Raw genomic sequence first — 20,374 nt, forward strand, 5'->3', positions numbered from 1 at the left:
GTTTTATTCTACTACCGGGCAGGCTGGACCGTCACTGAAATGACCTTCCAATAGGGCTGAATAGTGGTCTTTAGTCGACTCGCTGAACGTGATTCTGCCCGCCTTCCCAGTGCGGGCCGCCTCGGCAGCCGCCCGGATTCCCGCTGTCAGTAGCGGGATGTCGCGCAGCGGCGTCGCAGGCGACACCCCAATGCGGCGATAGCGGTACAGCACACCGTCCAGTTGCTCCATCACCACCAGCAACCCGCGTAGGCATTGATCGGTCGCCGGGTCCGGCGGAAACAGGTCGCTCGGCAGGATGGTGACGTGTCGGAACGGCCGCAACCATCAATCCACTCACCCTCACCCGCGCAGCCAGGCCACGCCAGCGGGCATCCCGGCCGCGCACAGCCCGGGGCAACGAGTGACGAACCTATCTACACAGTCCTGCTTCGGCGGACCGTTCCGGTACTTAACCCGGTGTCAGGCAGAACCTGGGCCAGTCGAGGCGGAGTAGATGGGCGGCAAGCTCGGCCTCACCGGGACAATCCGCATCAATACGCCTGACCGCTCACTCATGAGCGGAAATATGGCATTACAGCTCATGTGTGAGCTGTTATTTGGTGATGAAATTGACGGCTGGTGGTTGGGTGCCGATAATGGGGTAATTGCCAACTCGCCATCTAACCGCTCACATGGATTCGATAAACAAGGAAAAGCGCTCGCATGTAAGCGTTAAAAGTAAGGCGACTGTGGTGCCGACCCCGGTGGCGCGCGCCTTGAAAAAGCTTGGCCATGACCTCGCCCTAGCCCGCAGGCGGCGCCGGCTGACGCAGGAGTCCATGGCGGAGCGAATCCAAACCTCTGTCGCGACCCTACGGCGGCTGGAAAAAGGCGACCCACGTGTTTCTATTGGGTTGATTGCGCAAGCGTTCTTTGTGCTCGGTGAGCTGGACAAAATCAACTCGCTGCTCGACACGGCGACTGACGACATTGGCCTGACGTTGATGAATCAGCAACTGCCTAAGCGTGTCCGGTCGAAGGGTGGCAAGCCACCCTCGGGAGCATTGTGACCATGGCTTCGGTACAGCAAACCGTCCAGGTTGCGCTCGGACAGTCCGCCATCCCGCTAGGAACCCTGACCTACAACAAGGATGGCGGACGCGAATACTCGACATTTGCCTACGTCCCGTCCTGGCGTGCCGACGCGAACCGGTTCGAGATTTCTCCGGACCTTTCACTGGTCGAGGGGCATCAGTTCCGCAAGGCGCCGTCCAAGGAAGACTCGGTTTTTCATTTTGCCTTCGCGGATACTGAGCCTGACGGGTGGGGCTGCCGGGTTATCGCGCGCGACCACGCCAAGCGCCGCAAGACTGCGCAAGCCGCTGGCAGCTCAACGTCGAGTGCCGCGCTGACCGAAATGGATTACCTCCTCGGCGTGGACGACATGAGCCGCATCGGCGCCATCAGGCTGATGGGCGCTGACGGCCGGTTCCTGCGTACCATCGAAGATGGTGGGCGCGGCACGCCGCTACTACTCGATCTGGCGCAGTTGATGACCGCTTCGCGCGCTGTGGAGATGAACAAGGAAACCGAGGCGGACCTGCGCTACCTGCGCGGCCGTGGCACCTCGGTGGGCGGCATGCGCCCGAAGTGCACGGTGCTCGATGACGATGGGCACCTGGCCATTGGCAAGTTTCCCAGCATCAAGGATGACCGCAGCGTCACGCGCGGCGAGGTGCTCGCCCTGCACTTGGCCAGGAAAGCGGGCATCACCGTGGCCGACTCGCGGGTGGTGATGTCCGATGACCTTCCCGTCGCGCTCATTCGTCGGTTCGACAGGGTCGAGGGTGGCGGCCGGATTCCGTACCTGTCTGCCGGCTCGATGATGCAGGCGTCGCGACAGGAAGACCACGCCTACACGCAGATTGCAGAAAGCATCATCGCCAACTGCGTCAACCCGAATCAGGACCTGGAGGAGTTGTGGCGTCGGCTTGCCTTCAATCTGCTCATCACCAACGTAGACGACCACGTGCAAAATCATGGTTTCCTGCACGTCGAGCATGGCCAGTGGCGCCTAGCACCAGCCTTCGACATCAATCCGTTTCCGGACAAGGACCAGGAGCTGAAGCTCTGGCTCGATGAAGCCTCCGGTCCGGTTAATTCGATAGGAGAGGTGGTGGCCCGTGCGAACTACTTCCGCCTGGATGAGACGGCCGTTCGGCGCGTGCTCGGCGATGTCTACTCCACTGTATTGTCTTGGCGGACCGTCGCCAAATCAGCGCCGGTGGGTATGTCGGAGCGCGACCAGGATGACTTTGCCCCAGCCTTTGAGAACGAACAGATGCGCATCGCAAAGACGTTCCTCAAATGAGCCACGTCGGCTACTCGGTGCCATACCCAACTGAGCTTGGGCGCGATTTCCGGATACCAAGGTAGCGCCTAAGCCGCCTTACCTTCCTGCTCGAACCAAGCGGCATGCTGCTGCGCCGGGGTTCGGTAGCCAAGGGAAGAGTGGCGACGTTTTCGATTGTAAAACACCTCAATGTACTCAAAGAGGTCTTGCCTGGCTTCCGCCCGAGTCGCGTAGTCTTCGTGGAAGACGCGTTCGTTCTTCAAACTGTTGAAGAAGCTCTCCATCGGCGCATTATCCCAGCAGTTGCCTTTGCGGCTCATCGACGCCTGCATGCCGTACTCAGCCAGCAAAGCCTGGTAATCGTGACTGCAATACTGGCTGCCGCGATCCGAATGATGCAGCAGGCCCGACGCGGGCTTGCGGCGGAAACGCGCCATCCGCAAGGCCCCGATCACCAGGTCCCGTGTCATTCGGCCATCCATCGCCCAGCCCACGATGGCGCGGGTGTACAAGTCCATCACCACGGCCAGGTACAGCCAACCTTCGCGGGTCGGGATGTAGGTGATGTCTGTCGTCCAGACTTGATCCGGCGCGGAGGTGTGGAATTGCCGGCTCAGTCGGTTGGGCGCCACCGGCAGGGTATGCTTGCTGTCGGTGGTGACCTTGTAGCGGCGCTTGTGCCGGGCACGAATGCCGTGCAGCTGCATCAAGCGCCGAATCCGGGCTTTGCTCGCCGGATGCCCACGTGACTTGAGCTCTTGATAAATCCTGGGCGAGCCGTAGGCGCCGTTGCACTCGGCATAGACGCTTCGAATCAGCGCCAAGAGCTGGGCATCCGACAGCCATTGCGCCGGTCCGCCGCTAGCCTTCCAGTCGGCAAAGCCACCGGTGCTGACCGATAGCACGCGGCACAAGGATTGCAGGGGATAGTGAGCGCGCATTTGATCGAGCCAGGCGTACTTCACTGCGACTTCTTGGCGAAGTACGCCGTGGCTTTTTCCAGGATTTCGAGCTCCATCTTGAGGTGGGCATTCTCGGCACGCAGCCGGGAGAGTTCCATCTGCTCTGGAGTGACGGGTTTGCCAGAGCCGGAGGCCAGCTTGCCGGCCTTGTGTGCTTTGCGCCAGTTGCTGAGCGTCTGTTCGGAAATGCCTAGATCGCGGGCGACCTGGGCCAGAGACTTTCCCTCGGCCTCGATCTGCCGGATGGCTTCTTGCTTGAACTCTGTGGTGTAGCTTTGTCGTGGAATCTTGTACATCGGAACCTCTGCATGCCAGTTTAGCTGACTACGCTTGGTATCCGAAATCCGCGCCCAAGCTCACACTGCGTCGAACCACTAAATGGCCTGGCCCGCCGCTGGGGCCTTCTAAGCGGGGTGAGCAGAGCCCATCTGCTACGGGTTTTCGACGGTCATCCCGTATAAACCAATATGAGGTAGGCGAACTTCGTTGAACCGTTTCCACCCAGTTTTCAGCTTCGTCTATCATGGTGCGGCAAACTGGCGCTCCAGCTGGTTTGGCACCACCGGCAGCACAGACTTGCCATTCGGCACCGGCCGCCAACGTTTGCGAGAACGCACCGCAAGCCACCTTCCCGCATCAATCGTGCGACCCAATGTCGTCCACAGGCCATATCTTGCGCGACCAGTTCGACATGAATGCGCCGGTGAGTGTATATGCCGTTCATTTCGGCAACCTCCAGGCGAATTTCCCGTCACAAACGACGATGGGGCCTGCTCCCGAGCCGACGGTGGAGGTTGCCGCCACGCGTAGTCGCCACTGCGCAAAACACGCAGCAGCCGGCACGTCAGCGTCACCGGTTGCTCGCGGCCAACAGGTCGATGACCTGAAACCTGACTTCGTGGAGGGCGAGAAGAGGGAGAGCGCCTTTTTGTGTATGTCGCGCTCTGGGGTGACGCGCGCCAGCTCGTCGCGCAGCCGCTTGCGCACGGCAGCCTCGCCGAACTGTTTAACGTTACCGGGATATGCGTCGGCGTCGGCGCCAGCGGTCAGTACTGCTTCCACTTGCCCAGCAAATTCTCGGACAGGCCGAGCGCCCGGTCAAAGTGACGTGGCGGCGAACCGGCCAGAACTTGCTCGACAGCCTCGCGCTTGAAGGAGTCGGGAAAGCATCTATGGGTTGGGTCATGAACGCGCTTTGGTGGGCATTATCCACTTTCAGCCAGTGTCCACCGAGCCCGGGACAGACCACTTTCCCTCTCAAGAAAAGTACGCAGGCAAGGCTGATGTAGCAGAAAAATGCTCAGTTTGAGTCGCCGCTGTTTTTCTGCGCAACCATCTCTGCGTCTCTTAGCAACTCAGATGCGGTTGTTTCTAGGGCATCGGCTAGTACGAACAAGGAGTCCAAGGCAATGTTGCTCTGACCACGCTCAACGAGAGAAACGAAATTCCTGTGCAGGCTGGCTTTCTCCGCTAGATCTTCCTGTGTAAAACCTTTTAAAAGCCTTGCTCTGCGCACAACCTGCCCGAAAGCCATTACGCGGTCCATCTGCCCCCCAAATCCAAAGTGGTGGGGCGAGTGTCTAGGGAGTCAAGATGACAATCTACACAATATATTGTGCATCCAGCCAGACTTGCCTTACAATGCACAACATATTGTGCAATCTGCAACGGGCGACAGCTCTCCTTGCTTGCATATCGCTGCTAGCTCAAGTGGAAACTGAAGGCCCTCATCCATAACTACAAACTCCGGACCTTGCTATGCATCCAATCTTGTTTCTTGATTACGATGGTTGCCTCCACCCTGACGACGTCTACTGCGTCAACGGCGAACCCGTCTTCCGCACACAGGGAGCCCAGCTGTTCGAACATGCCGAACTCTTGGCAGAACTACTTGAGCCGTACCCACAATTGAAAATTGTGCTCAGTACATCATGGGTGCGTGTGTTTGATTTCAATCGGGCAAAAGGATACTTGCCTACAACGCTGCAGAATCGGGTTATCGGGACAACCTATGAATTCTGTGACGATGCTGGGGAATGGTTTGAACTCTCCAAATTCGACCAAATCATGCGATACGTCCAAGGCCACCAAATTCAGTCGTGGCTCGCACTCGACGATGACAATAACTGCTGGCCTGAAATTTTCGAAAACAACTTGATTTGCCCTTACAGGCGCATTGGCTTGGGAGAGTCTCGTGTGCGAGTTGAATTGGCCACTAAGCTTGAGCAACTTCACCAGAACGTCCAATAAGTTGGCTTCTTGGTGCGAAGTCAATGACGCTTTGACGCCATCAACGCTTGAATTGTCAGATTGAGTGCGCAATTGTGCGGCTTTGTTGCATAACCCATTCGTAGGTCGAGCCGCCCCTACCCAAGACGGATTTCAGGCGTGAACAACCGTTTTCGGCATGCCCAGATGCACGAACCGGTTCAAGATCGCGCAACGCACATGCACCTCCGCCACCTGCCGCTCCGGGTTCCGAGCGAGCAGCCTGTCGCCCAGCCGCTTAAAGCGATGCATCGCGGTTTCCACCAGGCTGCGTCGATGGTAGCCGCTCCAGCGCTTCCAAATCGCCCGGCCCAACCGGCCTATCGCTGCCAGCTTGTCGTTGCGGCTAGCCGCCCAAGCGGCTTTGTCTTTCCACGATTTGCCATTCTTGCGCGGTGGAACCACCAATTCCGCCCCGTACTCATGTACGACCCGATAGACCCGGCGGCTGTCATAGGCGCCGTCTCCGCCGAGGCTCGCCAGCACGGTTTCCGGCGGAAGTTGCAACAGCAACTCCTCCACTTGCGGGCCATCGTGACCTGCTCCCCGAATTTAGTCCCATCCTGATGTAGAGTCTGTTTCACCTGAGAGGAACAGACGTGAAGAAGCGCTTCAGCCAAGAACAGATCATCAGCATCCTCAAGGAGGCCGAAACGGGTCTCAAAGTCGCGGAGCTATGCCGCAAGTACGGCATCGCCGACGCGACCTACTACAACTGGAAAGCCAAGTACGGCGAGATGACCGTTTCGGAGGCGCAGCGCCTGAAGGAGTTGGAGCAGGAGAATGCCCGGCTGAAACGGCTCCTCGCCGAGTCCTTGCTGGATAACGCCGCGCTGAAAGACCTGCTTGGCCGAAAGTGGTGAGCCCGCAAGCCCGGCGCGAAGCGGTCACGCTGCTCATGACCGAACGCGCCATGGGCGTGACCCGCGCTTGCGGGCTGGTCGGCATTTCACGGTCGCTGTATCGGTATCGGTCTAGCCGAACGGGTACCGACGGTCTCCTAACGGAGCGGATGGTGGCATTGGCCGGCGAGAAACGGCGTTATGGCTACCGACGGCTGCAGGTACTGTTGCACCGAGAAGGCTGGCGGGTAAACCACAAGCGATGCTATCGCCTCTATCGGCAGGCCGGCTTGAGTATCAGGAAACGCCGGCGCAAACAGATTGCCGGTGTAGAGCGCAAGCCGCTACCGCGCCCGCAAGCGCCCAACCTGAGCTGGTCGATGGACTTCGTTGCGGATGGGCTGGCTGACGGCCGGCGACTGCGTTGCCTGAACATCGTGGACGACTACACCCGGGAATGCCTGGCCATCGAAGTCGACACTTCGCTGCCAGGGCTGCGCGTGGCGTCGGTGCTGGAGCGGCTGGCGAACGCCAGAGGATTGCCCCTTTCCATTACCGTCGACAATGGCCCGGAGTTTGCTGGCAAAGCGCTGGATGCATGGGCTTACGCCCAAGGCGTCAGGCTATCGTTTATTCGGCCGGGTAGGCCGGTGGAAAACGCCTACATCGAGAGCTTCAACGGCCGCTTCCGGGACGAGTGCCTGAACGAGCACTGGTTCGTGTCGATGCGGCATGCGCGGGAAGTGATTGAAGCTTGGCGCATCGAATACAACGGCGAGCGTCCGCATAGCTCGCTGGGCTACCTGACCCCGAACCAGTTTGCCGAAGCCTATCGGCAAGCTGAGTTGTTAACCCCTGACTCTATATTGGTTTCGGACTAAAAATGGGGGCAGGTCAGGTCACTTCCACCGCCTGGATTTCCTGCGTATCCCGGTTGATGGCCAAGTGCACCTTGCGCCAGCCGCGCCGGTACTCCGGCCCGTGTTTCTTCACCTTCCACTCGCCTTCGCCGTGAATCTTGATGCCGGTGCTGTCCACCAGCAGGTGCAGCGGCTCGCGGCTGCGGCGTACCGGTATTTGCACCGTCAGCGTTGCCTGGCGTCGGCTCACCGTACTGTAACTCGGTACGCGCCAGGTCCAAACCTAGCAGGCGCACCAGGCTCGCTGCCAGCCCCTGAGCCTGACGCAAGCCTTGCTGGAACAGTACCTTCAGCGTCAGCATGATCTGAATGGCCTGGTCGCTGTAGTGGGTCGGACGCCCGGCCTTACCCGCTCGCTCGTTGGCGTGCCAAGCCACTTCGGGGGAGAACCAGATCGTCAGATCGCCCCTCGCTTGAAGACTCCGGTTGTACTCGGGCCAGTTGGTGGTGTGGTAGCGTGGTTTCGCGGGTTTCATCCTCTCAGCATGCCAGAACTGTCAAGCCCCCGGACTTCTGAGTTATGCAACAAAGCCCCGTCATAAACACAGTCTTATGCCTATCTCTTGGCTAAGGGGGCACGGATGTCCTGTGTTTCAGGGGGGGGCTCATTCATGCGCAGCGACAGGGTGGGCTGTCAGCGGGAAGGGTTGGGGCATTATGTGTCAGTGGTCGTCTGTACGATTAGACGCAGTTCAAAGCGATTTCTACATATCTTGATTCGTAAAACACATATTTTGTGGTGTTAAATAAATGTTTTGCTGTGGTTGTTGCCACGTATGTGATATCATCATCTTATGATTTACGAAGAATTCCGGCGGCAACTGGGAAAGGCCGGGCTGACCGTCAAGGAGTTTGCCGAGCTGATCAAGCAAACGCCGAACTCGATCACCAACCACGCTGCCGAAGGTGAGGTGCCGTCGCATCTGGCGATCATCGCATCGCTCATGGGCGACATGGCCGAGGCTGGGGTGGATTTCCGGGCAACGCTGGGCCGGATCGAATACGAGCCCAGCAAACCGCGAGGTGGTGCCACGAAGGGAAGGTTCGGCGGAAGCAAGCAGCCGGACATGTTCATCCGAACGGGAAAGGGGCCTAATAAAACCATGACGAACGCAACCACTGGCCTTGGAGGGAACGAGCGGGGAGACATGTTTGCCGGAGATGGAGAGGAGCACGACGATGCCCAGCATTGAACTTTTCACCGGCTGTGGTGGCTTGGCCCTGGGGCTGTCCCGCGCGGGTTTGATGCCAGACATGATGGTCGAATGGAATGCGGATGCTGTGGAAACTGTTCGCCACAATATCGCCTTGAACGTTCCTCTCGTCAGGGACTGGAACATCGAGGCGGCAGATGTCCGCACCATGAACTGGGGGCAGTTCAATGGTAACCTGCATTTGGTGGCAGGGGGGCCACCCTGCCAACCATTCTCGGTTGGCGGGAAACACAAGGGGCATGACGACCACAGGGACATGTGGCCGGAGGCGATTCGGGCCGTTCGGGAAACCCATCCGAGCGCATTCTTGTTCGAAAACGTCCGCGGCCTAACCCGGGAGGCGTTCGCGGACTATCTCCGTTGGATCACGGCTCATCTTCGCCACCCAGGTGTCGTACGCTTGAACGGTGAAACCCATTACGAGCACCTTGAAAGGCTCGAACGCGCTGACGTTCCCCCAGTGTACGAAGTTCAGGTGCTCAAGGTAAATGCCGCTGACTATGGTGCGCCGCAAAAGCGGCATCGCGTCATCGTCGCAGGGGTGCGCCAGGACTTGAACATTGACTTCACCCCTCCGGCTCCCACGCACTCCCGGGATCGTCTGCTATGGGATCAGTGGGTGACGGGTGAGTATTGGGTTCGTCACGGGCTACCAGTGCCGGATGATGTGGCTATTCCGAGGCAGGATGTCTCCCTGGTCCGCAAGCTGCGCGCCAGGAACACTCCTCCCGCAGGCGCTGCCTGGTTGACTACCCGGGACGCCATCATGGGCCTTGGGGAACCCAACGGTGTCAATAACCACCTCTTCCAGGCTGGTGCGAGGGTTTATCCCGGACACACAGGGAGCCCATTGGATCAGCCGGCGAAGGCGCTGAAGGCTGGCGACCACGGCGTGCCCGGTGGGGAGAACATGATGGTGCGCGACGACGGAACCGTACGGTACTTCACCATCCGCGAGGCCGCTCGACTTCAGGGGCTTCCGGACGAGTACGTTTTCCCCGGCTCGTGGACTGAGAGCATGCGTCAGATCGGCAACGCGGTCCCCGTGCAATTGTCCGAGGCGATGGGGAACTGGATCGCTGAATTGCTTGATCGTGCCGACGGGCAGGCGGTGGCTTAGGGCTCGCGGTGAATGATTGTGCCGTGCCGATAGCCACGTGACTCTTTGTATAAGATCATGTGGCTCGGGAAGGCGGTCGATTGCCACCCGGGTAGAGCTTGCGTGATTAGTCGGACTAGTTCTACCACGGGCATGTTGGCGTCCGGCACGGCCACCGTTGCCACCCGGTGGTCTGGATGGCCCTTGCGGTAATCTGCATACTTGTCGCTGCTAAGTTTCTCTGTCTCGTAGCGAATGAGGTATGGAAGCTTCTCCGAATTCTTTAGCGCCACTAGTAGGTCCAGCGCATTCCACGTTCCGGGAACCACCCAAGCGCACGGCCAGTCTTTCTTGATCGGATAACGCATGTCAAAGCCGTCGGGAGCTTTGTTGGTCAGTTCGCGGTTGCGGCCGGGATCGTGTGGACCAAAGCCGTTACCATTCCACTCGCACTCGCCCGTACCTTTCGTCTTGTAGTGGCGGATCATGGCTGTTTCGGGCGCCAACGTGGTCCAGTTCTCATGCACATAAAGGCACTTGAAGCTCATGTCGCCGACGTTGATGTCGCACCTTCCTCTGAGTTTCAGGTGATGCTCACGCAACCGTTTTGGAAGGTTGTCGGCCTTGCCGACATATACCAACAGGTTGGTTTGGTACAGCTGATAGATGCCTTGGCCGGCCTCTAGCGTATCGAGGATCTCGGGCGTCAGCGGTCCCGGGATCAATTTGTCAAAAGCGGCCTCCAGTTGAGACGATAGGGCGCTGATGATGTCTATTTCAAATTTCGCCGAGTGCATAGGGCCTCATGTTCGTCCAATGATGTCCTGGTGCCTTAACCGCACCAGCGGCGCGTGATGCTACCCTACAGTTATGCCAAACGCTAGAGACGTGTCTCTAGGCCGCCCGCCCCACGGGTGTGTGCGGGGCCGAGGAAATCGGAGATTCGTTGGCGGAGCCTGGCGCTGTCGGCGAGTTCGCATTCCCACAGCACCAGAACCTCCCATCCAAGCTCCTGAAGGGCGGCGATGTTCCGCTTGTCTCTGTCGCTGTTGGCGGTGAGTTTTGCCGTCCAGAATTCGACCCTGGATTTCGGAATCCTGGCCTGGGCGCATCCCTCGTGGCGGTGCCAAAAACAGCCATGAATGAAAATCACCTTGCGCCGACCCGGAAAAACCAGATCCGGCCGGCCGGGCAAGCGCCCGACGTGCAGCCGATAACGAAACCTCATCGAGAAGACGAGACGTCTGACTATCATCTCCGGTCCGGTGTCCTTGTTCCGGACTCGGGCCATAATGCGGCTGCGGGTTTCCTTGGTGACGGTATCAACCATAGTTCAAGAATACCGCAGCGCTCAACAGAGGGGAGCTATCTAGGGCAGAAATGCCGACAGGAGCCGGGACGATCCAGTCTGGGCAGAGCCCATGACCGTGGTGGCCGAACCGTTCGGCCTGCCTGACGTCGAGCTCAAGAAGGTATGCATACGCCTAAAAATCCTAGCGCCGACGCGCGGCTACTGGGCCGGTGTGCGTGCGGAGAAGGCCATGAAGCAGCCCCGTTTGCCTGAGCTCAATGCCTCCACCACGAAATCCGATCGTGCTACCGCGAAGGTCAGGCAACAAAACCGCTATCCCGTCTCCAAGGCTATCGTTTGCTCCGTCCGCGCCGCGCGAAACAGATGCCATCGCAAGTTGGGAGCACGGTGAGATCGATCATCGGTACCAGGAGCCACTGCTAACCCCTGCGGCAAAGGATGAGCACAAGCTGATCGCGTTGACGCGGAAGCAATTGCTCAAACGAACGGTGGCCAAGGATGAGCATGGCCGGTTGCGTGCAGTGCAGGTCACCAGGGCGCTCGAAGCGCTGCGGGCAATGCCAGCTGAGATCCGGGCGCACCGAGAAAGGGAAGAGCGGCGCGAGGCGGCCTATCAGGCAGCGCTGCAGAAATACTATCGAGAGCAGAGCTTGTTGTGGGAAGAGGCGGAACGCCTCAAGCAGCTACAGGCTGATGCCGATCCGTGGGAGGCGGCCAGCAAGATTCGTAACTACGTGGCTGCTGTCGAGGAGCGAGCCAAGCAGGACGGGCGCTTGCACGAGTTGCAGGACTTGCACGAGTTGCAGGACTGGACGCGTGGGCGCGGGCGAAGGCCGATGGGCTCGATCCGAGTCTGCCGATGTTGGATCCGATCCTGGGTAGGCCCAAGACGGCGGAGCCTTGGAAAGGGGGCTTTTGAGCGTCTCTACCGTATTAGTTGGATCCATAACTCTTTGTTTTTGCTTGGATTGATACAAAATTTTCACGAAGAGTGCAAATTCTGTAGGGATTTTTCATGATCTCCGCGTATTTGCGGCCCTTTGCGATGCGCACGGCGGTGAAAAAAGCCTTAGGAATCAATAGGTGCGTTTTTCATGATCTCTGCAAACCTACAGCACGCCCAATTGCATCACATCTTATCAGCCAGTTGCAGCGGCTTGCACACCCAGCCGTGAGCGGCTCACATCGGCCCAGAGTGGACGCTTAGACTGTTCAATTTTCCGAAACTCTCTTAAGTAAGAATGGGGACCAGTTCGGATGGCAACATTAGTTTAATTGACGGAAATTCGGTCTCAATTTCACTCCGATACTTCAGGATTGTGATTTTGTCACACGTCAGGAAAACGTCGCAATTGCTCTCGATGGCTTGCATGACGTGCTTGGCGTCATTCTCATCCAGGCCGATCTGTTGAAGTCGCGTAAAAGTTGGATGGTCATCCATTCTCGGGGATGCCAAAAAGCCAAACTGGTTGTCTTGGATGTTGTAACCCTTGAGTTCATGAGCCTCAACGTACTTCACTTTGTTCAGCCGGTCATAAGTCTGGTTGTGCTTCTTTTTCCATTCCTCTGGGCATTTATCGATCTCTTCCTTTGTGACTTGCGACGTCACCAGCTCCAGCCGGTGTTGATCATATGCCTCAAGGATCTTAACTAACGCAGCAGACTCGCCTTTTTGATCGTCGCTGTAGATTGCGCACACCAGAACATTGTCAAGATATGCCTTTTTCATGGATGGTTACTCCTTCCCAGTCTACTGGTGCACTAGCGCTTTATCGCCCGTATGCGTGCAGCCTGCTTCTCCAGTGCTACCGCCTCTTCGACTCGATTCGTTGCCCGGTAAAGTACCGCCATATTCTCAAGGGTAGTGGCCACTGAGGGGTGATCCGGGCCGAGGGCCTTCTCGTCGATCGCCAGCGCGCGCCGGAACAACGGCTCGGCCTGCGCGTACTGGCCTTGGTCTTGGTACAGCCCCGCCAGGTTGTTCAGGCTGGTGGCCACAGCGGGATGATCCGGACCGAGGGCCTTCTCGGCGATCGCCAGCGCGCGCCGGAACAGCGGCTCGGCCTGCGCGTACCGGCCTTGGGCGCGGTACAGTTCCGCCAGGTTGTTCAGGCTTGTACCCACTAGGGGATCATTGGGACCAAGGGCCTTCTCGTTGATCGCCAGCGCGCGCCGGTACAACGGCTCGGCCTGCGCGTACAGGCCTTGGTCTTGGTACAGCGCTGCCAGGTTGTTCAGGCTGGTGGCCACAGCGGGATGGTCCGGGCCGAGGGCCTTCTCGGCGATCGCCAGCGCGCGCCGCAATAGTGGCTCGGCCTGCGCGTACCGGCCTTGGGCGCGGTACAGTTCCGCCAGGTTGTTCAGGCTCAGGGCCACAGCGGGATGATCCGGGCCGAAGGCCTTCACGTTGATCGCCAGCGCGCGCCGGAACAGCGGCTCGGCCTGCGCGTACAGGCCTTGGGCTTGGTACAGCGACGCCAGGTTGTTCAGGCTGGTGGCCACAGCGGGATGGTCCGGGCCGAGGGCCTTCTCGTCGATCGCCAGCGCGCGTCGGAACAGCGGCTCGATCTGCGCGTACAGGCCTTGGGCGCGGTACAGTTCCGCCAGGTTGTTCAGGCTCAGGGCCACAGCGGGATGATCCGGACCGAGGGCCTTCTCGGCGATCGCCAGCGCGTGCCGGAACAGCGGCTCGGCTTGCGCGTACTGGCCTTGGTCTTGGTACAGCGATGCCAGGTTGTTTAGCCTCGTGGCCACAGCGGGATGGTCCGGGCCGAGGGCCTTCTCGGCGATCGCCAGCGCGCGCCGGAACAGCGGCTCGGCCTGCGCGTACCGGCCTTGGGCGCGGTACAGTTCCGCCAGGTTGTTCAGGCTCAGGGCCACAGCGGGATGATCCGGGCCGAAGGCCTTCACGTTGATCGCCAACGCGCGCCGGTACAACGACTCGGCCTGCGCGTACTGGCCTTGGTCTTGGTACAGCGACGCCAGGTTGTTTAGGCTTGTACCCACTAGGGGATCATTGGGACCGAGAGCCTTCTCGGCGATCGCCAGCGCGCGCCGGAACAGCGGCTCGGCCTGCGCGTACCGGCCTTGGGCGCGGTACAGTTCCGCCAGGTTGTTCAGGCTGGTGGCCACGGCGGGATGATTGGGGCCAACGGCTTGTTCGGCGACTTGTAACGCTTTCTTCGCCACCACGACGGCACGGTCATAGCGGCCTTGCCGGTAAAGCGAGTTGACCTCAGCGTTCAGCGTCTCCCATTCGATGCCTTGCGCATGGACGGGTACTCCGCAGCCATACGAGAACAGAAGCAGTAACCATGCGGTTATGAGTACTCTCATACTTCCTCCTTGTATGGCTAACGACGGAGGTAACAGGCGGCCGCCGGGTTGTCCCGATTGGCTACCATGTCAGCTAGGATATGCGGAAAAACCTGTTGGTTTTGGGGTCTGAAAGCCACGCCACACACACGCAACAAATCGGAATTTCCTGTTGAATCGTAGCGGCATTCTCTCTATGATGCAATCATTGTTAATTCGGATAAACCTGTTGGTGATGCTATGAAGCCATCCGACGCTCTTAATGCCCACCGCGACGCCATCCGTCGCATCGTCGAGGCCCATCGCGCCCGCAATGCACGGGTATTTGGTTCGGTCATCCACGGTGACGATACCGACGACAGCGACCTCGACCTCCTGATCGACCCGACGCCCGACACCACGATGATGGACATCGGTGCCATCCGCCACGAGCTGCGCACGCTGCTGGGCGTGCCAGTCGATGTGCTGACCCCCAGGGCACTGCCTGACTCCTTCCGCGCCAAAGTCATTGCGGAGGCCGTGCCGGTATGAGTCGTGACAAGCAGAGGCTGGCCGACTATCTGGCGCACATTCTCAAAGCCATCGGTCGTATTCATCGCTACACCGAGGACATGGCCGAGTGGGCGTTCCTGGAGAACGAGCTGGTGCAGGATGCGGTGATCCGCAACTTCGAGATCATCGGAGAAGCCAGCCGCAATATCGAGCGTCACTATCCGGACTTCGCCGAGGCGCACCCTGAGGTGCCGCTGGCGTTCGCCTATGAAATGCGCAACGCCTTGGCGCACGGCTACTTCAAGGTAGACCTTGAGATCGTCTGGAAGACCATCCTGCGCGACTTGCCAGTGCTCGCCGAGCAGGTTGAGGGCCTGGCTGCAGAAGTGGCCGAAGAGCATAACGACGGGCCGCGCCCATAAGGTGAGTTGATGACGAACGAGCAATTTGACTGCTGCCTGACCCATCGAAGCGGGGCCGCATCGGAAGCGGCCCCGCTGGTGCTGGTGGAAGGGCTAACCGTTGAGGAGGCGAAGGCTAGGACCAAGCTGGCCGAGTCCACTATCCGCAACGCGAGTGGCGACACCTCTGTGATCGAGCAGCGCAAAGCCGTTATCGAGCCGCTGGCCAAGTCCCTTTTGGCCAGGCTCGGAGGTCGATAATCACGCCCCAGAAGAGCCAGACACTGGCCAACGGAAGTATTCCATGCCCGCCAACATTTTAAACTTGCCGCAGTACCGTGTACTGTCGGTGGAAGAAACCGAACACGACTATCATATCGCTGCCGAACCCGTAGAGCCGACCCGTCAATGCCCGCATTGCGGGTCTTCGCGCTTTCAGGGCTGGGGCGGCGCTGAGCAGCCGCGCCTGGTCAAAGACCTGCCGATGCACGGCAAGCGCGTGGGCATCTACATCAACCCCAGGCGCTACCGCTGTCAAGCTCAGTCCTGCCTGAAGACCTTCTTCGTGCCACTGCCTGTGGTGGCCGAAAACCGGCAGATGACGGAACGGCTGGTGAAGTGGCTCAGCCAGCAGTCATTGAAGCGCACCTTCCTGTCGCTGGCCGATGAAACCGGCGTGGACGAGAAGACCGTCCGCAACATCTTCCGCGACTACATCAACGATCTGGAAGCCAAGGTCACGTTCGAGACGCCGAAGTGGATGGGTATCGACGAGATCCACCTGATTAAGCCGCGCTGCGTCATCACCAACATCGAGAGCAACACCGTGGTGGACATGCTGGTCAACCGCAACAAGGATACGGTGGCCAAGTACCTGTACCAGCTCAAGGGCAAGGAGCAGATCGAGTACGTAGCGATGGACATGTGGCAACCCTACCGGGATGCCGTCAAGACGGTGTTGCCGGATGCCCGTATCGTGATCGACAAGTTCCACGTCGTGAAGATGGCCAACGAAGCCATCGAGAAGGTGAGAAAGGCGCTGCGGGCCGAACTGACGCCCAAGCAGCGCCGGGGCCTGATGCACGACCGATTCATCCTGTTGAAGCGTGAACGCGACCTGACGCCGGAAGAGGCGTTCAACCTGGATGACTGGACGAAGAACTACCCGGTGCTGGGACAGGCATACCGGCTCAAGGAGGACTTCTACGGCATCTACGAGGCCGAGACCCGGCAACAGGCGCAAGTCCGCTTCGAGGCTTGGTATCGCGGCGTGACGCCGGACATCTACGAACACTTCGCCGACCTGATTCTAGCCTGGACGAACTGGCAGCCCTATATCCTGAGTTTCTTTGAGCACCCCGTCACCAATGCCTACACGGAGTCGCTGAGCAACCTGATCCGCTGCACCGACCGCGCTGGGCGCGGCTACTCGTGGGAGGCCCTGCGAGCCAAGATTCTGTTCACGGAAGGACTGCACAAGAAGCAGTTCATCCGCCCGAAGTTCGAACGTCGCCGACCCGAGACCGTCATGGAGCGGAGCGTCGGCTTCTACGTGCCAGGTGGCGAAATGGGGTACGGCCTTCCTCCGGGTGCCATCAGCAAGGCCACGACGCGAAACCAACAGGACGGCAAAGGCCAAGAGGTCAATTACGGGGTGGACATATCAACACTGGTGCGAATGATCGAGGCTGGGGAGATTTAGCCCCGACCAACAGGAAAATCCGCAAACCCAAAAAGTGCAAAACATTTACCACAGCTTCAAGCATTCAACTGGCACTAGCATGTAAAACATGCCTGAGTGAGCAAGTCACCAAGTTGAAAGTGCCAAACAGGTCCAGTTTGCCGCTTGGTGAGGTAGAGCTGCAGAAGGGCAAAGCACCCCCAAGGAAGATAACTACCCTCCTCGTGCCTTACCCTTGGACTCTGCCGCTCGGAGCCGGCGTCGCCACGTCAGGGCACGCGGGTCGTGATGCGACGCCCGCGCACAGCCAGACTATCGGACGGCAGCATCCCGCCCCAGTCACCCTCTAGCTGCTCACACCCAGGTCGCGTCCATGACTTCCCGCTTGACGCTTTACAGACGGGCGCGGTGGTTTGAGCCCTCTCCTCCGTCCGGAGCGTGTCACGACAGCACAACGCTCATCACAGAGTAGAGAGCGATTTTAGACATCAGCCCGCTTCTCGACTGGCTCGCTGGATAAGTTGGTTTAAAACACGGCGCTAGACTGAGTCCGACCAACAACTCAACGCCACTACCAGCCACATAGGCCATAACGCAAGACCGACCACCAGCCTTCCAAGCAGGAGGCCACATGGAAAAAAATTTCCCACAAAAATTCAATAACTTACCATCAATTCGTTATTCGGTAACGCAAGTTTATAACGCACCAAATCTCAGCTGGTCTGTTGGCGTCCACGATTCAGCCATGGACGTTACGTACAAACAACTTATCGAGTTTCATCGCGCCCGTATCGAGGCTGGCTGCGTAGCAGAGGCAGGCACCAGTCAGGTCTTCCGCAACCAGATGTCCACACTGCACGGTTACCTAGCCTGTTACAGAAAAACGACAGATGGCAATGTCGGGCGTGAGCTGCGTGGCAGCATCGAAGAAAAGATCGCCGATTACCTGGCGGCACTGGGTCAGCAGCCCAAAACCCTTTCCGACAAGCGCAGTCATTTACGGGCGTGGAAATCCAGCTTTGAGTTGCTTGAACAACGGCTCACCTCCCATACCCCCACTCCCACCACTTTTAACCAAGCGTTGCGCGTGGCGGTAGCGGCGACTGGACTCGCCCCGAAGACATTAGCAAAGCAATGTCATATCTCGACGTCGGCCATGCAACGTTGGATTGCGGGAGCCAAGCCCAATCGGACAACTCTGCCGGCCCTACGCCGCCTCGAAAATGCCTTGGGTTTGACTCGTGGGACGCTGGAAGGCTTGCTTGGGGGCCATTTCGACACAACGGCCGATACAACACCCCAACCCATGGAAATTGAGTATCGGCATCGCCTGAGGGAGCGGGTGACGGACCGCTATCTGCTGAAAGCCGAGCAATTCCTCCCCTCTTTGGCATCGGAATGGCGCGAGTTACTGATTTACAAGACCTCGACCCATCCCCGACTGCAACGACGCAGCGGCGCCATGTGGCGGCTCTTGCCGCTTACGGCAATCCAAAATAGACCGTCGCCACTCACCCAGGTACACGGACTCGGCTGCACCAGCGCCGATGCGATGTTGGGCCGCCTGCGCGCCTATTGGGGCTACCTGCGGCGCGAAGTTGCGGACGGCGGTTCCGGACTCCCCGATAGCCACGCGCAGACCCTCGCCAGCTTGGTCGTGCCCGAATGGGTCGAGGGCTTCATGCAGTTCATGAAACGCCGTGCTCAGGGGAAAACACACCAGAGCCATGCCGTGTTCGCTAGTATCGTGGTCAGCCTGGTCAATCCCGAGGTCGGTTATCTCGCCCAGAGACCGGAGCTGTACCAAAGACTCCCCATCGAGGCGACTCAGGGGCGCCCATGGGAAAGGCTATGTCATGAAACGCTCTTGCTGGCGCGGGCATGGAAAAGGGCTGCGCAGGATGTGTCGCGTGACCCCAGCCTACCGATCCAGCCGCTGCTCAGCCTTGCTGAGCCCCTGGCCCCGATACTGCGCACCGTGTCGCGTCTCGACCAGGCCGCCGCAGCGGCGCTACCCGGTAGCGTCCAACAAGCCATTCACAGGCGCGATGCCTTGCTCATTAGTCTGGCGCTGGTCAACCCATTGCGCCTTCGGACTCTGACGCTCATCACCTATCGCGGCAATACCGGCAATCTGTATCAACGCGGCCACGAGTGGCGATTGCGCTTCCAAGGGAACGACTTCAAGAACGATCGAGGCTCGCGACAGGACAAATACGACGCCCGTGTCCCAGGCCTGGATGAACGCATTGAGGAATATCTCGTGGAATACCGTCCAGTCCTAATAAAGCACTGTCCAGACTGCCCCTACCTGTTCCCGAGCACCCGCAGCCTCGACGGTAAACATACGGGGTTGCACCGTGTTATCGAAAAAATCACTAAACAATACATCCCGGAGGTATTGAGCTTTGGGCCTCACGCATTTCGTCATCTAGTAGCATCGGCATATCTGAAAGCACATCCAAAGGACTATTTGACCGTGGCGCAATTGCTGCATGACGAACTGACGACCGTGATGTCACACTATGCGCATTTATCGGCAGATGATGCCTTTGACCGCCATGCCGAACACATTGCCAAGCTAAAGCATCACAGGGGCGATTGATAAGTATGACGCCACAGGCGACACATGCAAGGGATGGCTCAGCACGACCACGTGCTACACCTTCTGGTGGCTATACGTGGTGCAGGCTCTTTGGCCTGTTCACTTGAACTATCAGGAGGACAACGATGGATGTGAGTCAGCTTTTTGGAACCCGGCTGGATTTTCATTTTCTGCGCGCCGAGGGCTATCGGTGTTTCGGCCCTGAGACCGGCCCCTTTGTTGCCTACACAGACACCTTGAAGCTCGTTTGTGTATGCGGCCATTCCCATCCCACACAGCCCGGCTACCTGCAGCTCGACCGCGCGTGGGACTTTACGATGCCGCTGTTCGAAAATCATATCAGTCTGTCATTCACGTACTTATGGCACGGCTGGCAAGCCCGCTTGGGGAGTGCGACAGCGATGGGGGACAATTTACTAGAGGCAGGTATGCGGTTATCGTCTTGGCGGAATTTAGCAAACAAAACCCAAATCAAAAATAAAACATTTCACATCGGGGGCCTTGGCCCCCGATTTTTTTGACGGGACAATAAGTTGCATAAGTACTGCCAAGCCCGCACAGGAAGCGGCAGTTAGACACTGGACGGCTTTGTTGCATAACACATTCGCAGGTCGAGTTTCCCCTTCCCTAGACGGATTTCAGGCGTGAGCAACCGTTTTGGGCATGCCAAGATGCACGAACCGGTTCAGGATCGCGCAGCGCACATGCACCTCAGCCACTTGACGCTCCGGATTCCGAGCCAGCAGCCTGTCGCCCAGCCGCTTGAAGCGTTGCATCGCAGTTTCCACCAGGCTGCGCCGATGGTAGCCGCTCCAGCGCTTCCAGATCGCTCGCCCCAAAGGGCCTATCGCCGCCAGTCTGTCGTTACGGCTGGCCGCCCAAGCGGCTTTGTCTTTCCACGATTTGCCATTCTTGCGCGGCGGAACCA

The 20,374-nt window shown here is 58.9% G+C and carries 25 protein-coding genes and 2 pseudogenes; 15 read left to right on the top strand and 12 right to left on the bottom strand.

Translation table 11 applies throughout. The features are described 5' to 3' along the window. Positions 1-3 precede the first annotated feature (3 nt). On the bottom strand, positions 4-324 hold the full coding sequence (locus DWG20_RS03135) for a hypothetical protein (RefSeq protein WP_115432439.1): 321 nt from the start codon (positions 322-324) through the stop codon (positions 4-6). 172 nt (positions 325-496) lie between these two features. On the opposite strand from DWG20_RS03135, the gene DWG20_RS15885 reads away from it, so the two are divergent. From DWG20_RS15885 to DWG20_RS03145, 3 genes are read left to right on the top strand one after another with little or no spacing between them, the layout of a single operon-like run. Continuing rightward, positions 497-718, top strand: coding sequence for an SH3 domain-containing protein (locus DWG20_RS15885; RefSeq protein WP_147289904.1), 222 nt, complete (start codon positions 497-499; stop codon positions 716-718). 16 nt (positions 719-734) lie between these two features. Beyond that, entirely contained in the window at positions 735-1,052 is a 318-nt protein-coding gene (locus DWG20_RS03140) for a helix-turn-helix domain-containing protein (RefSeq protein WP_245944759.1), read from the top strand. A gap of 2 nt (positions 1,053-1,054) precedes the next feature. Then, positions 1,055-2,353: a type II toxin-antitoxin system HipA family toxin gene (locus DWG20_RS03145; RefSeq protein ID WP_115432441.1), complete on the top strand. Its 1,299-nt coding sequence runs from the start codon at positions 1,055-1,057 to the stop codon at positions 2,351-2,353. A 68-nt stretch (positions 2,354-2,421) separates the two neighbouring features. Here DWG20_RS03145 and DWG20_RS03150 read toward each other — a convergent pair. From DWG20_RS03150 to DWG20_RS03165, 4 genes are all read right to left on the bottom strand, one after another. Then, positions 2,422-3,593, bottom strand: a protein-coding gene (locus DWG20_RS03150; protein WP_115432442.1) for an IS3 family transposase whose coding sequence is annotated in 2 segments (ribosomal slippage) — positions 2,422-3,335 and positions 3,335-3,593 — 1,173 coding nt in all. Because the reading frame shifts where the segments join, the coding sequence is not laid out codon by codon here. A 212-nt stretch (positions 3,594-3,805) separates the two neighbouring features. Further along, on the bottom strand, positions 3,806-4,021 hold the full coding sequence (locus DWG20_RS16690; RefSeq protein WP_115432443.1) for a transposase: 216 nt from the start codon (positions 4,019-4,021) through the stop codon (positions 3,806-3,808). Further along, positions 4,018-4,359 (bottom strand): hypothetical protein, encoded by a 342-nt coding sequence (locus DWG20_RS15890; protein ID WP_147289905.1) that lies wholly within the window; start codon positions 4,357-4,359, stop codon positions 4,018-4,020. Before DWG20_RS15890 ends, DWG20_RS16690 begins: the two co-directional genes overlap by 4 nt. Positions 4,360-4,597: 238 nt before the next feature. Next, complete coding sequence (locus tag DWG20_RS03165; protein WP_115432444.1) at positions 4,598-4,843, bottom strand: helix-turn-helix domain-containing protein; 246 nt, start codon at positions 4,841-4,843, stop codon at positions 4,598-4,600. Positions 4,844-5,055: 212 nt separating this feature from the next. Here DWG20_RS03165 and DWG20_RS03170 point away from each other — a divergent pair, with 212 nt between their 5' ends. After that, a complete protein-coding gene (locus tag DWG20_RS03170; protein ID WP_115432445.1) occupies positions 5,056-5,547 on the top strand; it encodes an HAD domain-containing protein in 492 nt (163 codons plus the stop codon). Positions 5,548-5,679: 132 nt separating this feature from the next. Here DWG20_RS03170 and DWG20_RS03175 read toward each other — a convergent pair whose 3' ends face one another. Further along, positions 5,680-6,117 carry a transposase gene (locus tag DWG20_RS03175; protein ID WP_115432446.1) on the bottom strand — a complete coding sequence of 146 codons (438 nt, stop codon included), beginning with the start codon at positions 6,115-6,117 and terminating at the stop codon, positions 5,680-5,682. Positions 6,118-6,164: 47 nt separating this feature from the next. On the opposite strand from DWG20_RS03175, the gene DWG20_RS03180 reads away from it, so the two are divergent. Further along, positions 6,165-7,288 (top strand): IS3 family transposase gene (locus DWG20_RS03180; protein WP_425451587.1). Its coding sequence is split into 2 segments (ribosomal slippage): positions 6,165-6,405 and positions 6,405-7,288, totalling 1,125 coding nucleotides; the frame shifts between segments, so codons are not numbered across the junction. 16 nt (positions 7,289-7,304) lie between these two features. Here DWG20_RS03180 and DWG20_RS16310 read toward each other — a convergent pair. Then, positions 7,305-7,803: pseudogene (locus DWG20_RS16310) on the bottom strand (IS5 family transposase); the annotation flags it as partial. Between the two features lie 318 nt (positions 7,804-8,121). Here DWG20_RS16310 and DWG20_RS03195 point away from each other — a divergent pair. After that, entirely contained in the window at positions 8,122-8,520 is a 399-nt protein-coding gene (locus DWG20_RS03195; protein WP_220272002.1) for a hypothetical protein, read from the top strand. Further along, positions 8,507-9,661 (top strand): DNA cytosine methyltransferase, encoded by a 1,155-nt coding sequence (locus DWG20_RS03200; RefSeq protein ID WP_115432449.1) that lies wholly within the window; start codon positions 8,507-8,509, stop codon positions 9,659-9,661. The genes DWG20_RS03195 and DWG20_RS03200 overlap by 14 nt, the downstream gene beginning before the upstream one ends. On the opposite strand, the gene DWG20_RS03205 is transcribed toward DWG20_RS03200, so the two are convergent. Beyond that, entirely contained in the window at positions 9,658-10,437 is a 780-nt protein-coding gene (locus DWG20_RS03205; RefSeq protein WP_115432450.1) for a GIY-YIG nuclease family protein, read from the bottom strand. The two genes, DWG20_RS03200 and DWG20_RS03205, sit on opposite strands and share 4 nt — an antisense overlap. A gap of 83 nt (positions 10,438-10,520) precedes the next feature. Continuing rightward, positions 10,521-10,970, bottom strand: a complete 450-nt coding sequence (locus DWG20_RS03210; protein WP_115432451.1) for a very short patch repair endonuclease — start codon at positions 10,968-10,970, stop codon at positions 10,521-10,523. A 91-nt stretch (positions 10,971-11,061) separates the two neighbouring features. Between DWG20_RS03210 and DWG20_RS03215 the strand changes: the two genes are divergently transcribed. Together DWG20_RS03215 and DWG20_RS03220 are read left to right on the top strand one after the other, a co-directional pair. Beyond that, positions 11,062-11,343, top strand: a complete 282-nt coding sequence (locus DWG20_RS03215; protein ID WP_115432452.1) for a hypothetical protein — start codon at positions 11,062-11,064, stop codon at positions 11,341-11,343. An 82-nt stretch (positions 11,344-11,425) separates the two neighbouring features. Further along, complete coding sequence (locus tag DWG20_RS03220) at positions 11,426-11,971, top strand: hypothetical protein (protein WP_147289906.1); 546 nt, start codon at positions 11,426-11,428, stop codon at positions 11,969-11,971. 212 nt (positions 11,972-12,183) lie between these two features. Here the strand turns inward: DWG20_RS03220 and DWG20_RS03225 are convergent, their stop codons facing one another. Beyond that, on the bottom strand, positions 12,184-12,681 hold the full coding sequence (locus DWG20_RS03225; RefSeq protein WP_115432454.1) for a hypothetical protein: 498 nt from the start codon (positions 12,679-12,681) through the stop codon (positions 12,184-12,186). 32 nt (positions 12,682-12,713) lie between these two features. Beyond that, positions 12,714-14,288: a tetratricopeptide repeat protein gene (locus DWG20_RS03230; protein WP_115432455.1), complete on the bottom strand. Its 1,575-nt coding sequence runs from the start codon at positions 14,286-14,288 to the stop codon at positions 12,714-12,716. 219 nt (positions 14,289-14,507) lie between these two features. On the opposite strand from DWG20_RS03230, the gene DWG20_RS03235 reads away from it, so the two are divergent. The 6 genes from DWG20_RS03235 to DWG20_RS03260 all read left to right on the top strand — a co-directional run bounded on the left by DWG20_RS03235 (position 14,508) and on the right by DWG20_RS03260 (position 19,967). Beyond that, a complete protein-coding gene (locus DWG20_RS03235; RefSeq protein WP_115432456.1) occupies positions 14,508-14,798 on the top strand; it encodes a nucleotidyltransferase family protein in 291 nt (96 codons plus the stop codon). Next, positions 14,795-15,181, top strand: coding sequence for a HepT-like ribonuclease domain-containing protein (locus tag DWG20_RS03240; RefSeq protein WP_115432457.1), 387 nt, complete (start codon positions 14,795-14,797; stop codon positions 15,179-15,181). Before DWG20_RS03235 ends, DWG20_RS03240 begins: the two co-directional genes overlap by 4 nt. Before the next feature lie 9 nt (positions 15,182-15,190). Further along, positions 15,191-15,421 (top strand): hypothetical protein, encoded by a 231-nt coding sequence (locus tag DWG20_RS03245; protein WP_115432458.1) that lies wholly within the window; start codon positions 15,191-15,193, stop codon positions 15,419-15,421. Positions 15,422-15,464: 43 nt separating this feature from the next. Next, positions 15,465-16,862 carry an ISL3 family transposase gene (locus DWG20_RS03250; RefSeq protein ID WP_115432459.1) on the top strand — a complete coding sequence of 466 codons (1,398 nt, stop codon included), beginning with the start codon at positions 15,465-15,467 and terminating at the stop codon, positions 16,860-16,862. A 610-nt stretch (positions 16,863-17,472) separates the two neighbouring features. Then, complete coding sequence (locus DWG20_RS03255) at positions 17,473-19,446, top strand: hypothetical protein (protein ID WP_147289907.1); 1,974 nt, start codon at positions 17,473-17,475, stop codon at positions 19,444-19,446. Between the two features lie 125 nt (positions 19,447-19,571). Further along, positions 19,572-19,967: a hypothetical protein gene (locus tag DWG20_RS03260; protein ID WP_115432461.1), complete on the top strand. Its 396-nt coding sequence runs from the start codon at positions 19,572-19,574 to the stop codon at positions 19,965-19,967. A gap of 117 nt (positions 19,968-20,084) precedes the next feature. Here the strand turns inward: DWG20_RS03260 and DWG20_RS16315 are convergent. Continuing rightward, positions 20,085-20,372: pseudogene (locus DWG20_RS16315) on the bottom strand (IS5/IS1182 family transposase); the annotation flags it as partial. Positions 20,373-20,374: the final 2 nt, after the last annotated feature.

It is taken from the genome of Crenobacter cavernae, from assembly GCF_003355495.1.
Lineage (GTDB): Bacteria > Pseudomonadota > Gammaproteobacteria > Burkholderiales > Chromobacteriaceae > Crenobacter > Crenobacter cavernae.